This window comes from Pseudomonas sp. GW821-FHT05D12 (genome assembly GCF_059419825.1).
In genome coordinates, this window is sequence record NZ_JBWKSN010000015.1 from 81341 (window position 1) to 101619 (window position 20279).

At 59.4% G+C, this 20279-nt stretch carries 16 protein-coding genes and 2 pseudogenes; 4 read left to right on the top strand and 14 right to left on the bottom strand.

From position 1 onward, the window contains the following. Positions 1-370: 370 nt before the first annotated feature. The 6 genes from AC07SI_RS25390 to AC07SI_RS25415 all read right to left on the bottom strand — a co-directional run bounded on the left by AC07SI_RS25390 (position 371) and on the right by AC07SI_RS25415 (position 11520). Entirely contained in the window at positions 371-2203 is a 1833-nt protein-coding gene (locus AC07SI_RS25390; protein WP_495006729.1) for a peptide transporter, read from the bottom strand. Further along, positions 2200-5097, bottom strand: a complete 2898-nt coding sequence (locus tag AC07SI_RS25395; protein ID WP_495006730.1) for a two-partner secretion domain-containing protein — start codon at positions 5095-5097, stop codon at positions 2200-2202. The genes AC07SI_RS25390 and AC07SI_RS25395 overlap by 4 nt, the downstream gene beginning before the upstream one ends. Before the next feature lie 10 nt (positions 5098-5107). Then, a complete protein-coding gene (locus AC07SI_RS25400) occupies positions 5108-8137 on the bottom strand; it encodes a porin (protein WP_495006731.1) in 3030 nt (1009 codons plus the stop codon). Between the two features lie 53 nt (positions 8138-8190). Then, positions 8191-9255, bottom strand: a complete 1065-nt coding sequence (locus tag AC07SI_RS25405) for a hypothetical protein (protein ID WP_495006732.1) — start codon at positions 9253-9255, stop codon at positions 8191-8193. Positions 9256-9354: 99 nt separating this feature from the next. Continuing rightward, positions 9355-10680: an MFS transporter gene (locus AC07SI_RS25410; RefSeq protein ID WP_495006733.1), complete on the bottom strand. Its 1326-nt coding sequence runs from the start codon at positions 10678-10680 to the stop codon at positions 9355-9357. 186 nt (positions 10681-10866) lie between these two features. Continuing rightward, entirely contained in the window at positions 10867-11520 is a 654-nt protein-coding gene (locus AC07SI_RS25415) for a GntR family transcriptional regulator (protein WP_495006734.1), read from the bottom strand. Positions 11521-11692: 172 nt separating this feature from the next. Here AC07SI_RS25415 and AC07SI_RS25420 point away from each other — a divergent pair, with 172 nt between their 5' ends. Together AC07SI_RS25420 and AC07SI_RS25425 are read left to right on the top strand one after the other, a co-directional pair. Further along, positions 11693-12562, top strand: a complete 870-nt coding sequence (locus tag AC07SI_RS25420) for an NAD(P)-dependent oxidoreductase (protein WP_201145582.1) — start codon at positions 11693-11695, stop codon at positions 12560-12562. A gap of 14 nt (positions 12563-12576) precedes the next feature. Continuing rightward, on the top strand, positions 12577-13236 hold the full coding sequence (locus AC07SI_RS25425) for a 4-carboxy-4-hydroxy-2-oxoadipate aldolase/oxaloacetate decarboxylase (RefSeq protein WP_226939943.1): 660 nt from the start codon (positions 12577-12579) through the stop codon (positions 13234-13236). A gap of 80 nt (positions 13237-13316) precedes the next feature. On the opposite strand, the gene AC07SI_RS25430 is transcribed toward AC07SI_RS25425, so the two are convergent. The 3 genes from AC07SI_RS25430 to AC07SI_RS25440 form a co-directional block, all read right to left on the bottom strand. Beyond that, entirely contained in the window at positions 13317-13775 is a 459-nt protein-coding gene (locus AC07SI_RS25430; protein WP_065904350.1) for an Hsp20 family protein, read from the bottom strand. 390 nt (positions 13776-14165) lie between these two features. Next, entirely contained in the window at positions 14166-14627 is a 462-nt protein-coding gene (locus AC07SI_RS25435; RefSeq protein WP_162946119.1) for a hypothetical protein, read from the bottom strand. Between the two features lie 420 nt (positions 14628-15047). Further along, a complete protein-coding gene (locus tag AC07SI_RS25440) occupies positions 15048-15647 on the bottom strand; it encodes a histidine phosphatase family protein (protein ID WP_201145584.1) in 600 nt (199 codons plus the stop codon). 430 nt (positions 15648-16077) lie between these two features. Between AC07SI_RS25440 and AC07SI_RS25445 the strand changes: the two are divergent. Next, positions 16078-16161 (top strand): annotated as a pseudogene (locus tag AC07SI_RS25445) (RAQPRD family integrative conjugative element protein); the annotation flags it as partial. Positions 16162-16561: 400 nt separating this feature from the next. Then, a pseudogene (locus tag AC07SI_RS25450) lies at positions 16562-16747 on the top strand (IS3-like element ISAzo10 family transposase); the annotation flags it as partial. 269 nt (positions 16748-17016) lie between these two features. Here AC07SI_RS25450 and AC07SI_RS25455 read toward each other — a convergent pair. From AC07SI_RS25455 to AC07SI_RS25475, 5 genes are read right to left on the bottom strand one after another with little or no spacing between them, the layout of a single operon-like run. Beyond that, on the bottom strand, positions 17017-17625 hold the full coding sequence (locus AC07SI_RS25455) for a hypothetical protein (RefSeq protein WP_495006735.1): 609 nt from the start codon (positions 17623-17625) through the stop codon (positions 17017-17019). 50 nt (positions 17626-17675) lie between these two features. Next, positions 17676-18086, bottom strand: a complete 411-nt coding sequence (locus tag AC07SI_RS25460) for a hypothetical protein (protein ID WP_034107512.1) — start codon at positions 18084-18086, stop codon at positions 17676-17678. A 2-nt stretch (positions 18087-18088) separates the two neighbouring features. Next, a complete protein-coding gene (locus tag AC07SI_RS25465; protein WP_495006736.1) occupies positions 18089-19633 on the bottom strand; it encodes a DUF637 domain-containing protein in 1545 nt (514 codons plus the stop codon). A gap of 39 nt (positions 19634-19672) precedes the next feature. Beyond that, positions 19673-19921, bottom strand: a complete 249-nt coding sequence (locus AC07SI_RS25470; protein ID WP_262134037.1) for a hypothetical protein — start codon at positions 19919-19921, stop codon at positions 19673-19675. 15 nt (positions 19922-19936) lie between these two features. Next, positions 19937-20176, bottom strand: a complete 240-nt coding sequence (locus AC07SI_RS25475) for a hypothetical protein (RefSeq protein ID WP_495006737.1) — start codon at positions 20174-20176, stop codon at positions 19937-19939. Positions 20177-20279 lie beyond the last annotated feature (103 nt).

The following is a 20279-nucleotide window of genomic DNA, read 5'->3' on the forward strand; positions in this document are numbered from 1 at the left end:
CATCACAATAGGCTCACCCTTCCCTCTGCGATTCAAACTACTCTGCCAACAAACCCTCACTCAACGCATAAGGCTCGCCCTCAAACAAAATCTCCCACGGCCTGTGTGCTTGTTTATGGCAGCAGCAATTGTTGTGGTGAGCAGACCCACGAGTGAGCAGGCCTTTTTTTGTGGTGAGCAGGCCCGTTTTTTGTGGCGAGCGGGCTTGCCCCGCGTTGGGCTGCGCAGCAGCCCCAATAAGACCGCTGCGGTCTCTCAGGTAGATCCGGTACTCAGGTTTTAGGGGGGCTCCGCCCCCCCAACGCGGGGCAAGCCCGCTCACCACAAAGGAAGTGTGCTCATCACAATAGGCTCGGCCTCATCCCGCGATTCAGCCCAGTTCTGCCAACAACGCCTCACTCAACGCATGAGGCTCGCCCTTGAACAGAATCTCCAGCGGCGCGCTGGTGTCCAGGTGCCGATACAGCGCGCTGCGCTCGGCAAAGTCGCCCGCCAGGCGCACAGCGGCCGCTATGTACTCTTCATGGGTCTGTGCAATGCACCACGGCGCAAGGCCGACTCGGCGAAACAACCCCTCGTCGATATGCTCGAACACTTGCGGGCCGGTCTTGCAGACGCCCGGCAGACCGACGGTCAGCGCGTCGATGATGCCGTTGGTGTTACCGAACGGAAACGGGCTCAGGAACAGGTCGCAGCGGTTCAACGTGGCCATGTAATCGGCATAGGGCTGATGCGGGTACACCGTGGCATCGCCGACATACCGCTCGATCAGCCGCACCAGTTGCGGGAACAGCAGCCCTTGCGCCTGCCCCACCAGAAAGTGAAAACGCACGCGCTTGCCGCAGGTGTGCAACGTGCGCACGGCAATCGCCTCGCACGCGCGCAGGAAGGTCGGGTTGAGTTTCATGGTGGTGGCGGCGATGGCGACGTTGACCCACGGCGCGTCCTCGCGCGGCAGCCGTGGCAACTGCACCGGGATCGCCGAGGGCCGATACGGCTGCCCGTTCGCCGGCAGTTGCAGCAGGCGCTCGGTAAAGCACGCGGGATCGCCGACAAAATCCGCTTCGACGCTGATCAGGTCGATATGCCGCGACGCCGTGGTCGCCGGGTGCCCGAGGGCAGCCACCTGCAGCGGCGCGAAGCGCAGGTTGCTGGCGAAGAGGGTGATCTGGAACATACCGACACTGGGCATGTAGAACACCTCGGGCCGGCGTGCACCGGCGATGGCCGAGATCTGCCGCAGGCAGGCAAACAGGTCATCCGGCTCCGACAGCTCGATAAACTCATCGAACACTGCCCGTCCGAGCTCATCCACGTTCGCCGCATACCCCAGCGCTACCACGTGGAAATCCCGCCGCGCCGCCTGCAACGTCAGCGAGTGCGTGCGGTAGATCGAATGCCCGCCGGAGAACCATTCGAGCAGCACCAGCATCAGCGGTTTGTCACGCACCGGCGCGGCAGCCGGGGGCACACTAGTGATGCCCACGCTGGCGAGCTTGCGTTCGATCAGCGTATTGATCGAGGCCTTGATGCGATGGCGCTCGGGCAAGTCGGCGTAGCTGCAGTGCATGTACACGTCGTGCAATACGTTGAGTGGCAGCGTGTCCAGGCTGTCCAGTTGCTCCAGGCGCCCCGGCAGCCAGGCCAGCAAGGCCTCGCGCTTGGAGTGCGCGGCCGGGGTGCCGAGAAAGCGCGGCGACAGCAGTGCCATGCACAGCGCCGCCGCCAGCGTCGGGTTCTGCGCCCACAGCAGGTCCACGTCCAGCGGCAACTGGGATTCCGGCGAATACAACAGGCAGAACTTCACCAGGTCCTGCTCGGCCAGGCGGTAGTCGCCACCGTCAGGCCCCAGCAGGTTCAGCGCGCGCAGGATGTGATCCGCGTTGATAAAGGCACTCGCGGCAAACAGCGAGGACAGCCAGCGCTGCAGGTTGATCAACTGGCCAAAGCCCCCCGGGCTGAGGCTGAAACCGGGGTCGGAAAACAGTGCGGTGATCGCGCAGGTAATGCGCGTCAGCACGTGACTTTCCAGCTCGCCAGGACTGATTGCCGGCGACACACTGAGGGAAAACTGCTCGGAGAATTTGCCGTAGTTGCGGTCGATCAGTTGCAGCAAACGCACCAGTTCACGCGCGCCGCCTTCATGGTCGCGGGTGTAGCACAGGTATTCGAAGCCCTCCAGGGAGAACAGCGGCTCGGTCATAGCGGTCGCTCCACGTCGATCTGCACCTCATCGGCGTCCCGGCTGCGAGCGGTGAGCGGCTGGCTCCAGGCGCCGCCGACCATCTGGCTCTGATGGTATTGGCGCGTCGGCTCGGTACGGGTCTCCAGCAGGTTGTTGTGGATCAAGCCGCCGCGACTGGTCAGCACCGCGCCGTTGCCGGTGGCGGTGATCGACGCGGTGCCGTTGCCTTGGTTGAGGTAGTTGCCTGACGGCGTATCGAGGTCCAGGCGCAGGGTGCCGTCCACCACTTGCAGGGTGTTGGTGCCGTTGTCGAAGCTCAAGGCGGCGCCACTGGCACTGCGCGCGGTGACGGTAAGGTTGCCGCTGCCGCCGGTCATCACGTTGTTGAAGCCGCGCGCGTTGGTGGCGTTGAACGACAGCCCCGGCCCCGCCCCTTGTGCGGTGCCTTGCAGGCGAATATCACCGCTGCTGGAAAGCACATTGACCCCATTGCCCGCACCCGAGGCGCCGCTGCGAATGCTCAGGCCCGGTGCGCTGGAGGCCGGTCCCGAGGTGCCGCTCAAGGTCAGGTCGCCGTCCTGGGTGGTCAGGTTGATCACCGAGCCGGTGCCGGTGGAGTTGACCACCGTGCCGGAGTCACCGGCACTGCGGCCCTCGATGAAGATATCGCCGCCCGCGCCCGCGTTCAGCGTCACCACGCCGGTGGTCGAAGCCGCGAGGAAAACACCTCGGCCCGAATCCGCCGCGCCCTGCACCGTCAGGGTGCCGCTGCCGACGCTGAGGGTTTGCGTCGACGTTGCCGCCGTCGAGCACACCAGCACGCCGCTGCCCGACACCGCGCTGCCACGCAGGGTGAGGTTGCCGCTGCCGGTGGTGGCGATGGTGTTGCTGGTGCTGAAGATGCGCGTGCCATTGCCGCTGCCGAGGTTGCTGCTGTCGATGTTGATATTGCCGACACCCGAGGTCTGGAGTGTGCTGCCGCCAGTGAGCACGAAGGCATCGCCGGTGCCGGTGGTGCTGGCCTGCACGGCGGTGATGCTGATATTGCCGCCACCCGCATCCAGGGTGCTGCGGCTTATATTGATCGCGGTCGCCGTGGAGCCTGCGGCCAGGTTCGACGAGGTGGCGCCGCGCAAGGTGATGTCGCCGCCGCTGGTGCTGATGCGCGTGCCGTTGGTCAAGGAAATACCCACGCCATTGCTGACGTTGGTGCTGGCCCAGGACGTCGCCGGGTCGACCGCGCCGCTGACGGTGAGGTTGCCGCCGTTGGTGCTGATGCTCGCGTTGCTCAAGGCCACCGAGCCGTTGCCGCTGTTGTTGAAGTTGGACACCAGCGACACATTCAGGGTCTTGCCGGTGCCATTGCTGATGCTGGTGTTGGTCATCACGATATTGCGGTGGGCCTGCAGGGTCAGGGTCGCGTTACCCACGCCCTTGACGTTGGACAGCACGTTGATGTCCCCCGAGGTGCCGGCGCCCGATGAGGTGGTCACCAGGATATTCGCGCCCTCGGACAACGACGCATTGAGCGTCGCCGAACTCAGGTTGGAGCTGGCGCCGGCATTCGGCGTGAACGGAGAGCTGGTCGACGTGCCGCTGCTGGCGCCGCTGGTGATGTTGATGTTGAACGGGTCGATCAGCCACGTACCGCCCTGCCCCGACACCGCACTCAGGTCGACGATGCCGGCGATGTCCAGCGCGTGCCCGGAAGTTTCCACCAGCCCGCCACGGCCCTGGCGGCCGGCGCCGCGCACGCTGATGTCACCGTAAAATTGAGTGTTGTCCTTGGACCACAGGATGACTTTGCCACCGTCGCCGCTGCTCAAGGCATTCGCACTGATGCGCGCGTCACTGCCCATGAAGGTACTGTCGGCCTGGTGCAGGTTGCCGCTGCCCTGGTAATCGCCGCCCATCAACACCGTGCCGCCGCCGAGGTCGCCGTCAGCATCGATGCGGCCGCTGTCGAACAGGCCGACATACTGCCCGGTCATGGTCACGTTGCCGCCGCGCTCCCCCACCTGCTTGCCCGAGACATCGAGCACGCCGCCATTGACCACCACGCCACTGTCGCCGCCATCGAGGATGATCCTGCCGTTGCGCTGTTGCAGGCTGCGCGCCTCGATCACGCCCTGGTTGTTCACCACATTGCTGAGCATGGCCTGGGAGTCGCGGGCGGTCATGGTCACCGCACCGCCGTTGGCGCTGAGCAGCCCGCGATTGATCACGCTGGCGCCGATGGCCGGGTCGTTGACCTCGAAATTGATCAAACCGTCGCCGGTGAAATCCAGGGTGATTTTTTCACCGCCGCCGAGCACCACCGAACCCAGCCGCGCAACCACCGTGCCTTCGTTGCGCACCTGGCTGCCGAGCAGCGCCACGCTGCCGCCGTCCCGCGCGCGGATAGTGCCCTGGTTGACCACTGCGCCGCCGCCCTGGCCGGCAAACACGTGCTTGCCGGCCATGAAATCGCTGTTGGAAATATTCAGCGAACTGGCGACCAGCCCACCGACATCCACCATGGAGCCGGCGCCAAACAGCACGCCCTGGGGGTTGATCAAGAACACCTGGCCGTTGGCATTCAGGTGGCCGAGGATCTGCGAGCCGTCGCTGCCGGTCACCCGGTTGAGCGCCACTGACGACGCGCCAGGCTGGAGGAAATTGACCTGGGCGTTCTTGCCGATATTGAACGTGTCCCACGTGGCGATCAGGCGGTCGCTGCCCTGGTTCACCGTGAGGACATTGCCGTTGCTGGTGATGGTGCCGCTGCCCGCGACCACCTGGCCGTTGGTGGGCAAGGCATTGTTGTCCAGGGCCAGCGCAGGCATCGGCACCAGGCCGTACAAGGCGCAGAGCACGGCAAAACTCAGGGGCTTGAGTACAGGCAGTGCGGTGTGACGGTGTTGTTTGCTCATGGCCTGCTCCTCAGAACGAATAGTTGATGCCAGTGCCGATGGCGCTGATGGTGGTGCCCGCGCCCGGCGAGTAACCGCTGGCCGCGTAGACCCCGGTCAGGGCGAAGTTGTAGTTGGCCAGGGAGTTGTTTTTCAGCAGCACGTACTGGCTGAACACATCGATGTTCTTGGTCAGCTTGTAGTTGGCGCCGATGGCGTACTGGGTGGCGCCCATGCCATGGGTGTCGCAGTCGACGGCGGTGGCGCGGATCATTTCGCACTTGCCGGCCAGCGCCTTGCCGTAGCTGGCCTTCAGGCGCCAGGCGCCGATCTTGTGCGACACGCCGAGCAGGTAGGCACGACGGCGGTACTCGGAGAGGTCGCTGGAGGTGGTGCTGTTATTGATCACGCCGTCTTCGGAGTACGACAGGTCATCGGCAATCGCCGACACCGTGGTGTTGCCGAAGGTATAGGCCAGGCCGTAGCGGAAGCTGAAGTCATCCGAGGAGGTACCGTCGGTGACATGCGTGCTGCTGCCCACGCCCCGCGCGTTGCGGGCCAGGTTGGTGATGCCGAAGTAGTTGATGTGCCGTTCGGCCGCCACCACGGCGGTGAAGCCCCGGTAGTTCCAGACCAGGCTGCTGCCGTAGATGTAGCCCTTGTCGACGTCGCTGGCGGCGCTCATGCCGTTGTTCGAGTAGGCCAGCTTGAGCTGCAGGCCGTTCCACTCCGGTGTCCAGTACTGCACCACGCCGGCCTGGCGCCGGTTGAACGCCGCGTCGCCATTCACCGAGGTGTCGTTGTAGCTTTGCGGGCCGTTGACGTTGGTGGACAAGCCGGCGCTGAAGCCCGGCGAGCCGATGATGTTGAAGTACGCGGCGCTGGTCTTGCCGTTGAACGGGTCGAGGCTGGTGGTGGCCTCTTTCATCGGCATGTCCCACACGCCGTAGAGCAAGGTGCCGTAGTCGCCGTTATTGAAGGCCGCGCCGGTGTTGCGCAACTTGGTGCTGGGCGACGCGGATTTCACCACCGAATCATCATTGCTCTCGGTGTAGTTCATCGAGATGCCGTATTCGAGCTGCCACAGCAGCTTCCAGTCTTCACTCAGGCCGTAGCCGCCGTGCACACCGATGGCCGACACGTTGTCGCGGGCGCGCCAGAAGCTCGCCATGTTGCGCCCGTTGGGCGTGGCCAGGCGGCTTTGGTCGTTCGGCCCGGCCGAGGTCGCGCCACGCCGGTCGACGTATTCGGGGACGATGCCGATGCTGCCGTAGAACACCGTGTCGGTCTCGGCCACCTCGAAGTCTTCGCCCTTGGAGCCGATGTCGCTGGCCAAGCCGGCAAACGCCTGCGGCGAACCGGAGATCGAGAACCACAGGCGCTTGGCCGCGCGGTCGTCGCTGGTGGGGTCTTCACCCGGCGAAAACGCCAGGCTGGCGTTCATCACCAGGTCGCGGTGATAGAGGTTCAGGCCCACGCCATAGCCGTAGCGCGTGAGGGTATTTTCGCTGTTGTCCCACGGGTTCTTGTTGACCGTGACCTTGCCTGCATCGGCAAACAGCGTGCCCTCGGCAATCGCCCCGGACACACGCCCCAGGTACTTGCGCAGCTCCAGGCGGCCCAGCAGCCCTTCGTCGCCAGCCACTTCTCCGACCGGATACGCGCGCACGCCGTTGGGGCCACCGAGGCTGAGTTTTTCCGAAGAATCGAGGTTCTTGTCGGCCCACTGGCCGGTCAACGAACCGAACAGCGAGTAGCCGTTGCCCAGGTACTGCAGGCGGCTGAAATTCGCATTGGCCTTCTTGTAGCGCCCAGCGGCATTGGCGGTGAGCGCATCCAGCGCGGCGTCGGCAGGGGTGTTTTTATCCAGGTCGCCAATGCCATACGCCAGGCTCCAGGCATTGTTGCCCTGCCAGTCATCGCGCCAGTTGCCGTACAGCGTGGCGCTGCGAAACACCGCGGATTTGTTCACGGTAAAACCGCCGGCCGAGTCTTCGAAACGCCGGTGATCCTCGGCCAGGTTGAAGCTGATGTTGCTGTCGCGCGAGCGCAGCAGCGCGCTGTTGATAAACACCGAGGACACCTCGGCGGTGCCGTCCGCGTCCAGGCCCTTGAGGTTCTTGCCGATGCTGTATTCCAGCTCGGCGTAGTTGGCGCCCACCGAAATCCCGGTGGCACCGAGCGGCTGCTGGTAGCCGACGCCCTTGATATCCAGGCCTTCGAAGGAGTTCTGCGAGGTGACGGTAAAACTGTCGCCAATCCCCAGTGCATCGTTGAGGCTGACGCTCGACGTGAGGCGGTTGGTGCCGGTGTAGTAGTTGCCGTAGTTGTCGATGGCGGCGCGGGCGGTCCAGGCGGTCATTTCGCTGAGCTTGAGCACGATGTCGGCCGCGCCCGGCTGTTGCGAGGGGCGCAGGATGGCGTGCACCGACACCCCGGTGATGTCGGACAGGCGCAACAGCACGCGCTCGAGATCCTGCTCGCGGATGATCGTGCCGGTCGGCAATGCGTTGACGAACTGCTGCTGCACACCGGGGCGCAGGCGCACATTCGCGTCCGGCAAGGCGCTGACCTGACCGATCACCCCTTCGGACACGCCCACGATGACCTGGCCGTCCTGGATGTCCTGGGCCGGCAGATACGCCCGCGCCACCAGGTAACCCCGTGCCCGGTACAGCGCGGTGACTTGCGCCGCGGCTTCGCGCAGGCCGTCGAGGCCGAGGGTCTTGCCCACATAGGGTTGCAGCACGGCCTGCAACTGGGCATCGCTGAGTTCGCGATTGCCGCTCACCACGAAGCGCTTGACCTGCAGCTGCAAGGTCGAGGCGCTGGCTGTGGGCGCCGGCTCATCGCGCTGGCTTTCGATGTGCACACTGCCGGGCGCTGCCGGCTGGGCGTTGTCCGTGGGACGCAGCACCGAGCGGCTGTTATCGAACAGGGTGCCGGACGATGGCAGGGTATCGGCCTGGGCATGGGCGGCGATCAGGGCAGCGGCCAGCAGCGACAACGCGCCAGGCCCCCAGGCGCGGGGCGCCCGGGTATACGGGAGAGGTTGGCTCATACAATGCTCTTATTGTTTTTATCGAGACGCGGCGTCAGGCAGCAGCGTTGAACTCAGGGAAACAGCATCCGCGCGACGGCTTTGTCACCCAGCAGGCGTGCCGCGTTGTGGCCGATCCCCGGGATCGTGTGTTGGGGATGGCGCAGGGGAATCTGCCATTGGCTGGCCAGGAACTGCTCGTAGCTCACGTAGTTCAACTGGCGATCCAGCCGTGTCGCGCCCTGGTAGCCGGCCCCGCAGGAGCTGTCCAGCACACGGCTGGTGGGATTGTTGTCCTGGGCGCCGACCAGATAGGTGATGTCGCGCGCGGCATAGCGGGCAAACACCTGGCGGCTGGTCAGGTGCTGCTTGAGCAGGTACGTCGGCGCGCCGTCGAGGCCATAGCGGTAGCGGCTGTAGCTGGGGCACATGATGGTCACGACCGGCTTGAACGCGCCGTCCTGCAGGCGACTGTCTTCGAAATACACGTAGCTCGACGGGCTGGCGACCACGTAGCGAATGCTCAGCCCGTGGGCCTTGAGGCCGCCGTCGAGGTCATTCATCACCGCGTAGCGCTGCATCAACTGCGCGCCCGCCGAGTGGCTGACCATCACGATTTCCTTGAGCGCAGGATAACGCTGGCGATCGGACAAATAGGCGACCAGATCGTCCAGCACCTGGAACGCCGGGATGCCCTTGTGGCCGTATTGCGATTCTATGCCGTGCATCCACTTGTCGCGTGGCCACAGCGGCATGTCATCGCTGATGCCCGCGTCGGTCGGCGTGAGGAAATTCGGCGCCAGCAGCAGTGTGCTGGTGTTCTGCAGGTGCGCATTGCCGAGCAGCTTGCGGCCGGTCTTGAAGTACTCGTCGCCGTCACGCTGCACGCCATGCAGGATCACCACGGCGCGTTCGATGGAACTGGGCGGGTTGTACAGGTCGGCGTTGGCGTAGACCAGGAACGGGTAGGCATTGCCGTCATGGCCCAGGCGCAGCACCTGGCGCGCATCGGCCTCGGGCTTGTCGACGCTTTCGGTGTGCACATCGACCTTGGCGCAGCTGGTCAGCGTGCCCATCAGGGCCAGGGTACCCAGCAGGGTGGTGAAGGGTTTCATGGAGGTGGACAGGCGTATGAACATGACCGGGCACTTCTCTTGTTTTTTTACGAGCCTATCAGTGCCGTCCACCTATGAAAAATATCTAAATAACGGGGTTTGGATACTTTAAAAATATGACAGTCAGTCGCTCACCGGCACCGGCTCGGCGATGGTCAGCAACACCAGGAAGCTGGCGAACGAGCCGATGGCCATGAACAGGAACACCTGGGACCAGCCATAACTGTCGAGCAGCAAACCCACCAGGAACGGTGCTGCCGCGCCGCCCAACTGCCCGCCCATGTTGACGATGGAGCTGGCAATCGGGAAAGTTTTCTTGGTCGCCAGGCCCATCGGGTAAACCATGTAGGAGGAGTAGCCAATGCTGATCAGCGTGCCGGTGAGGAACAACAGCGCGGCATACAGCGTGGGATCATTCGGTGAATTGATCAGGGCGTACATGGTGCCGACCGTGGCCAGCGCCGAAAGCATCATCCCCGGCTTGCGCCGCTTGCCCAGCACGCGGTCGGACAGGATCCCGCCGAGCAGGTTGCCGCAAATGGCGCCCACCCACGGCGCGGCCGAGACAAATCCCATGTGCATGATCGAGAACTGCTTGACCGTCATCAGGTAGGTGGGAATCCACGACAACAGCACCATGGTGATACCCACCTGGAAGCTGTAGCTCAGCGCGCAGCCGACCACGTTCCAGGAGCGAAACAGGCGACGACTGGTGGCGATCGGCGCCACCGGCCGGACCCGGATAAACCTATCCAGGCGCTTGAAGTGGCGCTGGGCGCCTGCGGTTTTCTGGGTGATGACGTTGTTGCTTTCATCGGTGATATACGCCAGCTCGCCGGCGTTCACAAAACGGCTTTGCGCGGGCTGGTTGGCCACCAGGAAATACCAGGCGATGGACAGCAAAATCCCCGGTACGGCGAAGATGTAGAAAATTTCGCGCCAGCCCCACATCGCCACGATCGCCACGCACAACGGCGGCACGATCACCGGGCCGAACTTGACCGCCGCAAGGAAGATACCGGTGGCCGTGCCCTTCTCTTTCGCCGGGAACCACTGGTTGATCGTCGAGGCGATGCCAATCGGCAGCGGGCCTTCGGCAACGCCGAGGGCAAAGCGATAGATCTTCAGCGCCAGCACCGAATTGACCGTGCCCATCAGCGCAGTGAACACCGACGTGGCAATCATCGAAAACGAGAAAATCCTGCGCACCCCGAAGCGGCTGGAGGCAAAGCCCGAGGGAATCTGCGCCAGGGCGTAGGCCAGCAGAAACACACTCAGCAGCGCCCCGGCCTCGGCGTTGGTCATGGGGTATTCCTCGCGGATAAACGGCAAGGCCACGCCGAGGTTGGCGCGGTCGGCCGACGCCACGGTGTACACGAGGAAAAACAGCCCAGCGACGATCCAGCGAAAACGCGACGGTTTTTCAGTGGTGGAGTCCTGAATACTCATACGGAATACCTGATTTTATTATTGGAATGTGCCGTGTGTGCCGAATCCGGGGTGCAGGCTCCCGCTGAGGCGTGTTGAAAGCCTCACGTCAGGTGTTTCTTCGGGTCCTTGTGAATCTCAGGCAGGAGTCATTGCCCGGTCTCGTGGCGCCGACTCTAACGCATATTGTTTTAGTTTTGTATTTTTTTATCGACGAATGGGCGACTCGCTGCGGCGTGCCATAAAGCGCAGGTAGGCCATGCGAATATGGGTCTGCATGGCGTGCCGGGCCAGCTCGCCGTCGTTCTGCTCGATGGCGTAGGTGATGTCCAGGTGCTGCTGCAGGCTGCGCTCCAGGTCCGCCGGACGGTAGAGGAAAAACGAGCGGGTGATCACCGGCATGTCGATCAGGGTGGCGAGCATCGACTTGAGCCGTTGCGAGCGGGCGATCTCCAGCACCTGGCCATGAAACGCCCGATTGGCTTCCTGCACACGCAGGGTCACATCCGCGCCTTTGCCGGCGATGGCAGCCGCCATCTGCTCGTTGATACGCTGCAACTCGGCCACGTCCTGTGGCGTCGCACGCTGGGCCGCGAGCATTGCCGCATGGGGCTCGAGCAGCTCGCGAAAGCTGAACATCTCTTCCAGATCCCATTGGGTCCAGCCGGCCACGAACACACCACGATTGGCCTCGATCACGGCCAGCCCGTCGTCCACCAGCTTCTTCAGCGACGCGCGCACCGGCGTGCGGCTGAGGCCGAACTCCTTGCCCAGCGGTTCTTCCTTGAGCTGCGTGCCGGGCTCGTACTGGCCGGCAATGATGCGGTTGCGCAAGGTCTCGTAGATGAGATCGTTGGCCATTTTTCCCTTCTGATCATTTGAATTTCAGCGGTTCTACCGTGGACGCCCCCGCCATGCAAGCAGTCGATTTCGTCACCTGCGCCTGGGCACCCTTCTGGCACTTTGTACAAAAATCGTTTGCAATCGGCCAGATTGTATTTTAATTGTATTGCCACCTGAATCCGGAGGCGACATGAAAATAACAATCGTAGGGCTCGGCGAAGTGGGCCGTTGCTATGCCCAGGCCCTGGCCAATACCACCACGGCGCAATTGCTGCTGTGTGAGCAACGCATTGCCCCGGCAGCGCAGACACTGGCGGATAACATCGGCGTGCCGATCCACTCATCCATCGGCGCATGGCTGGCCGACTCGGACTGCGTGCTGTCCTGCGTGGTGGGTACCCAGTCGCTGGAGGTGACCCGCGAATGCCTGGCGCACCTCAAGCCCGGCGCCCTGTTTGCCGACCTCACCACCGCCGCGCCCGAACGCAAACGGATCGCTGCAGAGGAAGCCGCACAGCAACAGATCGATTACGTCGACGTGGCGATCATGGGCGCCATTGCCTACCTGCGCGAACAGACCCCGCTGCTGTGTGCCGGCGCCAAGGCCGATGCGCTGGTCGAATTGTTGAACGCGGCCGGTGCCCGTGCACGCGCCCTGCCGGCCAGCCAGCCGGGGGATGCGATCACCCTGAAGATCCTGCGCAGCGTGTTCACCAAAGGCATGGAGGCGCTGGCCGTGGAAGTGCTGCTGGCCGCCGAGCGCCAGCAATTGCGGGGGGCGCTGTACGAAGTGCTGGCCGATATCGACCAGGCGCCCCTGCCCGCCTTCCTCGAAATGCTCGTGTCGACCCATGTGGTGCATGCCACGCGGCGCCTGCACGAAGTCGAAGACGCCGAGCGCCAGCTCGCCTCGCTGGGCATCGCCAGCAGCGTGCTCGGTGGCGTGCGCCAGCGCTTCAGCCACAGCAGCCAGGGCCTGGCGGTTGAGCCGATCAGCGAAGAAAAACCCAGCCTCGACCAGGCACTCGACTGGCTGGGCCGCCACACCCCTGCCGCCTGAAAAACCGACCTTCAATAAAAACGGAAAGCATCATGCCTATCACCCAAGACCAACTCGACACCCTCAAGCAATTGGGCACCGCCACCATCCACGAAGCCCAGGGCCAGACAGGCGCGCTGGACAGCGGACTGCGCCCGGTCGACCCGAGCCTGCGCCTGGCCGGCCCGGCCCTGACGGTGGATTGCCGCCCCGACGACAACCTGGCCATCCACTACGCCCTGACCAAGGCCAAGCCCGGCGACGTGCTGGTGGTGGACGCGAAGGGCTTCATGGAAGCCGGGCCCTGGGGCGACCTGTTGACCCTGGCCTCGCAGAAACTCGGGATCGTCGGCCTGGTGATGAACGGCGCCGTGCGTGACGCCAACGCCATCATCGAGATGGGCTTCCCGACCTTCTCGCGCGGCCTGAGCATCAAGGGCACCAACAAGTGCCAACCGGGCAAGGTCAACGTACCTATCGTGATCGGCGGCGTGCACATCAACCCAGGCGACATTATTGTCGGCGACCGCGACGGCCTGGTGGTGGTGGAGCAGTCTCGGGTCGAGGAAGTGATTCGCCTGAGCCGCAATCGCGAGGACAAGGAAGATGGCATCCGTGCGGGGCTGGAAGCCGGCAAAAGCACCGTGGATCTGCTGGGGCTGGCGCCGACGCTGGAAAAATTCGGCATGCGTTGAGGTCGGCCGATTTGCCGCTAAGACGGTCAATCGCCAGGCAGAATAAAGGCGCTCCAAGGAGCGCCTTTATTCATTTCACCTTACTGCTCGCCGATGGATTTCACATCGGCCTTGGCAGCACCGCCAATCGCGATGCGTTTCGGCTTGGCTTCCTCCGGCACCACCCTGAGCAGGTCGATGCTCAGCAGGCCATTGGCGAGCTGCGCGCCCTGCACTTCGATGTGGTCGACCAGGCGGAACGACAAACGGAATGCCCGCTGGGCAATACCCTGGTGCAGGTAAGTGATGCCCTCATTGTGTTCGCGCTTGCCGCCGGCGACGGTCAACACACCTTTTTCCACCTGGATGTCCAGGTCGTCCTCCACCAGGCCGGCAGCCGCGATGACAATGCGATAGTGATCATCACCGTGCTTCTCGACATTGTGCGGTGGGTAGGTCGTACCGGCCTCGCTGCGAAGCGCCGATTCAAAAAGGTCGTTGAAACGATCAAAGCCAACGGAGTGGCGGAACAGTGGGGCCAACGAAAGCGTAGTAGCCATTGCAAAATCTCCTGAGTTTTCTCCAAGTGATTTGAGCCGCGACCCGTCTTCGGCATCGCGTAAAACCTAAATAGGTTCAGGGGGAAAAATTTCAAGCGGCGCCCTGAAAATTTTTTCAGCGGCCCTTCGACGGAGGATTCAGCGCCTTGATTTCGACCACCTGGCGAGGGTGGTGGTGAATCTACTTGCCTTACAAAAGTGAGGCCAAATAAGTGGATGTATCTCCTGTCTCAGCTCCACTAATCGCGGCCCAAATCGTTAAATATTCTGACAGCACGAATATCGACCTTTCGAGTCGACGAGGTCTCTCAGTGGGTCAGCACAGTAAGACCTTCGCAAACTCATAATAGTGCGAAGGTCCTGCGCGGGAAGATTTCTCGAAGAGATTCGCTAGCTTAGGGTCGAGAACCCTTCCTTACTCCTGACCTTCTTGTAGAAGACATACAGGACTAGCCCAACCAATGTGCTGACAAGAAAGCACATCCAGATCGCCCAAAGCGTCTTTTGTGCGGCCTCGAAAAATGACATCGTACCGTTGTAATCCCGCTGGCTAAGAATGACGTTTGACAACAGATTGGTCGCGAGCCCAGCGCTAAAAAACGGGATCAAATACAGCGCGACCTGATACTGGTCTCTGAGATCCTTGTCCTCTATAGAAGAGTCCGGCAAGAGCCCCAAAATACTCTGAACCATCCCCAAAAAAAGCGCCGCCCACAGAAGCAGAAGAATTGACGCCGCCACATCCATCCATTTGGGAGTCTTTGGGTCACGTATGGCGATCAACATAACAGCTGCGCCTATACCGCCTAGGACAGTTGCACCAATATGGAAATATCTAAATGATTCACTCAACAGCTTGGTCTCCCTTCCAAATCAACACGTTAGGTTTACGAACGTCTCGATATCGACCACATTGCCTTTAGCTTGAGGTTTGTCTTCTAACTAAGTCAGCGCGCCTCTCAAAATGAATAAAAATCAATAAACCCGAGTCTTTCCATACCCGTTTGTCTGGTGCGCATACCTGTGCGGTTTGATACCGTGTACCTTTCCTAAATGAACACACCAGCATGCACTGCCTGCTGATGCAGCCAATGAAAGCCCCACACATCATTACCCCTTTGCTGATCTCAATTACTCTTGCTGGAGAGGCGCGAACGTTGTTTGCCCAGCCACTCTCGTAGATCACCATTGAAAGGACGCTTACGCCCTCTGTTGCAGCGCGACGAAAACTCACCGCAGCGGGAATCTGCCGCAAAATGGCAGCAGCCCACATCACGCTATGGGTAGAGAGCGCCTCAGAGTTTCAAGATCTTGTGTAGGCATATTGAAGCTTTGCAAAAACAGCATGTTACCGTTTGAAAGCTGCCATTCGTAGAAGTCTGAAAAGTCTCCTATGGCCAGTGCTCTGACTACTTTTGCAACGAAGCCGTGTGCTACAAGCAAAACAGTTTTGGAGGAATATTTAGATTCCAGCTCAGCTAAACCGTCTCGCACTCGTTTCACAACGTCAGAGATCGACTCACCACCGGTCGGCCCAGCATCCCAAAGTCGAGTGATGTTCTGCGACCAGAGTTGCGGATAGCGCTTCTTGGCATCGCCTTGGGTCAAACCCTCGAAAACGCCGACATCCCGCTCTCTGAAGCAGTCCATTATTTCAGGCGAGAGCTTGAGGTGTTCGTTCAGAATACTCGCGGTTTGTACCGCCCTGAGGCGTGGAGAAACGACAAGTACATCAAGGCTTGCGGGCAATTGCTCGCAAAGCGTTTGAGCTTGCTGGCGGCCCAGCGCGGTAAGTTCTGGATCAAGAGATCCAAGGTATCGATGTTCGGCATTAGCCCAGGTTTCACCATGCCGCACGATGTATAAATGCATGAAATCCGTCTCAGCGAAATATAAGAGATAGATTGTACCTTTCCATCGCCAGTGAACACACCAAGACGGGGTTTTGGGACAGGTGTATTCTCCAGACGCTTACGAAGCAGTTAACATATAAGCGCTGTAAGAGCGCAGAACCTGATCGCTACCAAAACTATTGGTATAAATTCCCGAGGGGATCATAATTTTTTCGCATCAGCCTGCGGGTGCGAAAATCGCCCCCCCTACTGCCGCCGAAACCCTGTAGACCAGGGCTGTTGTCCGAAGACAACGTCCCTCAATTTCGGTACGGGCTGTGGCGACAGTCAACTGGTCATCAACCACAGCCTCACTGTTAGTCATTGAATCATTGGGATACGCGGGGCCGCACATTCGACTATCCTCGCTTTTCGGCTGACATCGACCTGATGCGCCAAGGCATCACGAGTACCTGACGCCATCTCGCGCTCAACCTCGTATCTCGCCCGAGTTGACCGGTCACTACACTCGGCCAAGCGCTTCACAGCCATGAGCATGAGCCAACAGCAGCTCGTCGCGTTTCGGGCCTTGCTCATAAGCACACCTCACTAACGCCTAAAGATGATTAATTTTGCGAAGTCCGCATACCTATAAAACCAACTCACCGCAAATAAAATCGAGAATGGCATTCCCAACCATACAAATAACACATCAAATTCCACATCAAACGCTGCGGAAATAAACAGGACTGGAAACAATGCCAACATGCATCCTACGGACAACATGACGACCAAAATACCCGCCCCCATTATCGTCGAGGAAATTAACTTACTTACCGTCACCCTTAGCCTCCTCGTAAAATCCGTATTATATCGCTGAGGCGCGAGCCCTCTATTCATCCGGTCAAGACTTTCTGAACTATAGGTATTTGCAGCGTCCGGAGCAGCAGCCTCATTACACCCGCTCAACGTCACGAAGGGAAAGACCGGGAAATCTTGGCTCGCCGAGATGCGCTATACGTGCAAGCCAGAAAGAAAAAACCGGAGCGATGGTCAGGTGAGACCCGCAACTGGAACCCTATCGGGACGGTGTATCTGAACCCTGGAAGGGAGCTGAGCGTGGTAATAAAGGTCCCGTAGTACGACGGTGGACGCGACAACTACCTTGAAAAACGCCGATATCGGCGGCCGACTTTGATCTTACAGCTTGCTCGTCCCAAGTCGACGAATTTCCGCGTCCCGCAAGCGGTGTGGATCTGAACTTATTTTCCTAATTCGTAGGCTATCGTCTACCCTCACATACCGACCACCTAGGCCGTGATGTGCCGCCCCTCCCAGCATCGTAGAGTTCTCTAGCTTAAGCGGGTATTGGCAAAGGACCATCACAGATGCTTTTACTTTAAAAAACCTCAGCCATCAGGAAACTCCACATAGGCTATGACCTTGCCGAACGGGGCGCTCGCCATACCCACCGGGACTGCCATTCCGGTATATCCAGGTACGGGGGCGTTCACGGTCAATACCGTCGCGCCTGGCGCCTGATTATCCGCAGCAACAATCAGAAAATATGTGCCGTCGGCTGAAGCAACGCCGGACCATTCGATCACCAACGGATTATGCCCGGCGAGGTGGTCTGCAACGAGATTACCCTGCGCATTGACTACCGTTACGCGCGGTTTCAGTATTGTTTTCGAAAATCCGAAACACATGTTATTGCACATCGAAATGACGTTGATGACGTAGGTTTGGCCTTTGCGCAGAGTAAAGTCGAACACCCGGTAGTTACCGGGCGCCTGACCAACCTCGAGTCGAGGGTCAGTTGCGCCGATCTCCCAGCGTTTTGGAAATAGACCACGATCAACCGGCAACGGCGTTGCACTAGCCAACTGGATGGCTTGCTCGAATGAATGTGCAATAGGCGTAGTGGACGAGCTGACGGCCTCTTGATTGATAGCTAAGTGGTTTGTACAGCCCGTCAGAAATGAAAGAACAATAACGGGTATCAGGAGTTTCAACATTGATTATCCTTAGGAAGGCAGGCAATTATTCGCAACTATGTCGCCGCTAATTAGCGCATACCAATATACGGGTCTGATACAGAGCCACCAAACTCGGATAACGCGAGTGATATCTCGTTAAACACCTCCGGTGACACGTCTTTAGGCGAGCGAGAGGCCAGGAAAGTATTGATCGCTTCAAGCCCTAAGCTCGCCATTATGCTAATAACCTCTTCAGCCTGCTCCAAATCATGACCATTCCATAAAGACAACAAGCAATGTTCAATTCGCTCTCTGAGACTATCGTCTAACAAACTGTAGGTATGCCACTGTCGTTCACTCAATTGCACCAATGACTTTATAAGCTCCGCGCTGCCGTTTTTTTCAGGTTCGAACTCATTCAACAACTCTGCAAACGCCATTTCAAGTCCCTCCTTGGTCATGAAATCTGGCAGCGACGCATAATATTCAAAATTTTTCATGCTTAGAAATCCACAGGTATATGCGTTGTATTCGAAGGCCTCCGGTACAGCACGCCGTCTTGACCCAGCAATTTATTTCCTATTTTTATTTGCGCGGTCCATCCAGCTCCCGAGTTCGAACCTACATGATTTATGGCAGCGTTCGCATCCGGAGCATGCCACTTTATCTCGACCCGCTGGCCATTCAATGTGTACTGGAACTTGCTACCGTCGGTGATAGTAGCTGAAGGTTTGAATAGATCTGGCGTGCCAGGCGGAACCAATTTCTGTAAGTCTGCGGCGTTAATCCTACCATTATTAATAAAACCCTTAGCTGAAGCTTGAGCATCAAAAAAGGCCGGTGGTTTACTTGGTCCAGGTTGATTTAAGTAGCCAAAGTCACCATCGGCTTGCGACGCAGGGGAACCAGGTTTTGAGGGAGGTGCAACAGTTGGCCCACTCCTGTCAACTGTAGTACCACCACCACCTTTTGCCGCATTGAACGCCGCAACGCCCAATCTGACTGCAACGACAAGCGCTGCAGCACGCTCAGGAGACATACCAAACTTGGAGGCCAAAAGCTCGGTAACTGTACCCGATGTAACGCCTGCCAAGTCATTCTGAAAGCCATAATTTTCGGCAATCAGCCTATTAAGCATGTTCGCAACGGCAGGAGGTGCACTGGCGGCCATGTCCTTGAATCTGGCCGAGTCCATCTCCGCGTCGTTGACCAGTTTCGAGATGCGTGCACAGGCGTTTATGTCATCCGCACAGGCGACAAAGGCCTCAGCCGTCTGCTTCGCGCTCAGGTCGCGGTATTTCGTATAACCATCTTCTGCACATTTTGTGTCGTTACCGCAGCCTAAAAGCTCCTTGGACGCCCGCTCCAAATCCGAATGGCTCAGGTAGTTGTACTGCGTGGCGTTTGCGGCGATGTTCGCCGCAATTTCCGGATCGCCTCCTGTCACCACGGCAGCCAATACGCCCATTAGCTGCGACATCGCCAACAGGTTGACTTGCGCCTGCTGATTACCCGGCAGATTCGGGTTGTAGTTGTCTGGCAGTGCCAGCTTCGCGAGGTATTGCACCAACGCTTCATTGGCACCGCCAGCCAACGCACCGGTCTGGAAGTCGCCGCCCATGGCCATCGACTTCAACCCACCCAGCAGCGCATGTGCAGCGATCTTGGTAGGGCTGCCGTCGACCAGGTTGGTGTTACCTATCTGATTGGCGGCCACCGCCCCAGCAATATTGATCACTGAGCCCAGCAGATTATTTGCAAAGTTATCGCCCAGGCTACCGCCGTTAACGGCCGTCTGGACGACTGTTTCGGCGCCGGTCTTTAGGACCACCTGACCCACGCTGTTCCAGTCAAACCCTAAGGTAGTCGGGTTGTAGCCAAGAGAGCCGCCGATACCTCCCATAAAGCCCGAAACAACGTAGCCTTTCATTGCGTCTTTGCTGGTAATGTCTTTGAACGTGCTCGAAAGGTTACAACTTGAGTACAAGAAGGCTACAGGATAAGTGCAGGAAGGCGGAAAAAAGGGTGCAAATAGGGTGCAAAACACCGGCGCAAGGCCGGTGCTGGGAATGTCAATTTAGTGCAGCTAACTTAACTCAATTGATTTTAACTGCCCTTCTTCATCGCACAAAATAACTACTGTGCCGTAAGGGCAGTCCAGAGTTATTACTTTATCCTTATACTCTTCATCAAGAATCCCAGATGCCTTGCGAGTAGAGCTGTCAAATCTAATCTCTACAAAGTAGCCCTCCCCATTATCTTGATTTGGCAAGGAATCTTTATTGCCTTGCGCAAACAGGATTTTTTTAATTTCCTCAATATGAATTGAAGCCACAAGCCCTCCGAAAATTCAAGGTAGCGGGACAAAATCGCCCTTTCCTAACAATTTTTTAACTTGGTTAGGTCTAATTGGGCCAACAGAAATAATCTTCATCTCGTCTCTTGGCACGGTAATTCGAATCAGCTTCCCTTCAACTTCTTGAATTACATTGATAAGCCCTGTCCTTGCGTCCATGAAGCGAGTAGCGCTGGGATTATTAGCAAGCTTCTGTAAGACATCGGCATCAAGCTTTCCTGCAAGTCGCCCCATTCGAGGATCATTGAGCTGACCAAAGACACGATCGGCAATTGAGAAGTTTTTTGCCGATCCTGAAGCTTCGCCTGTCGCTTTTGCGCCAACTTATTCGTGAGAA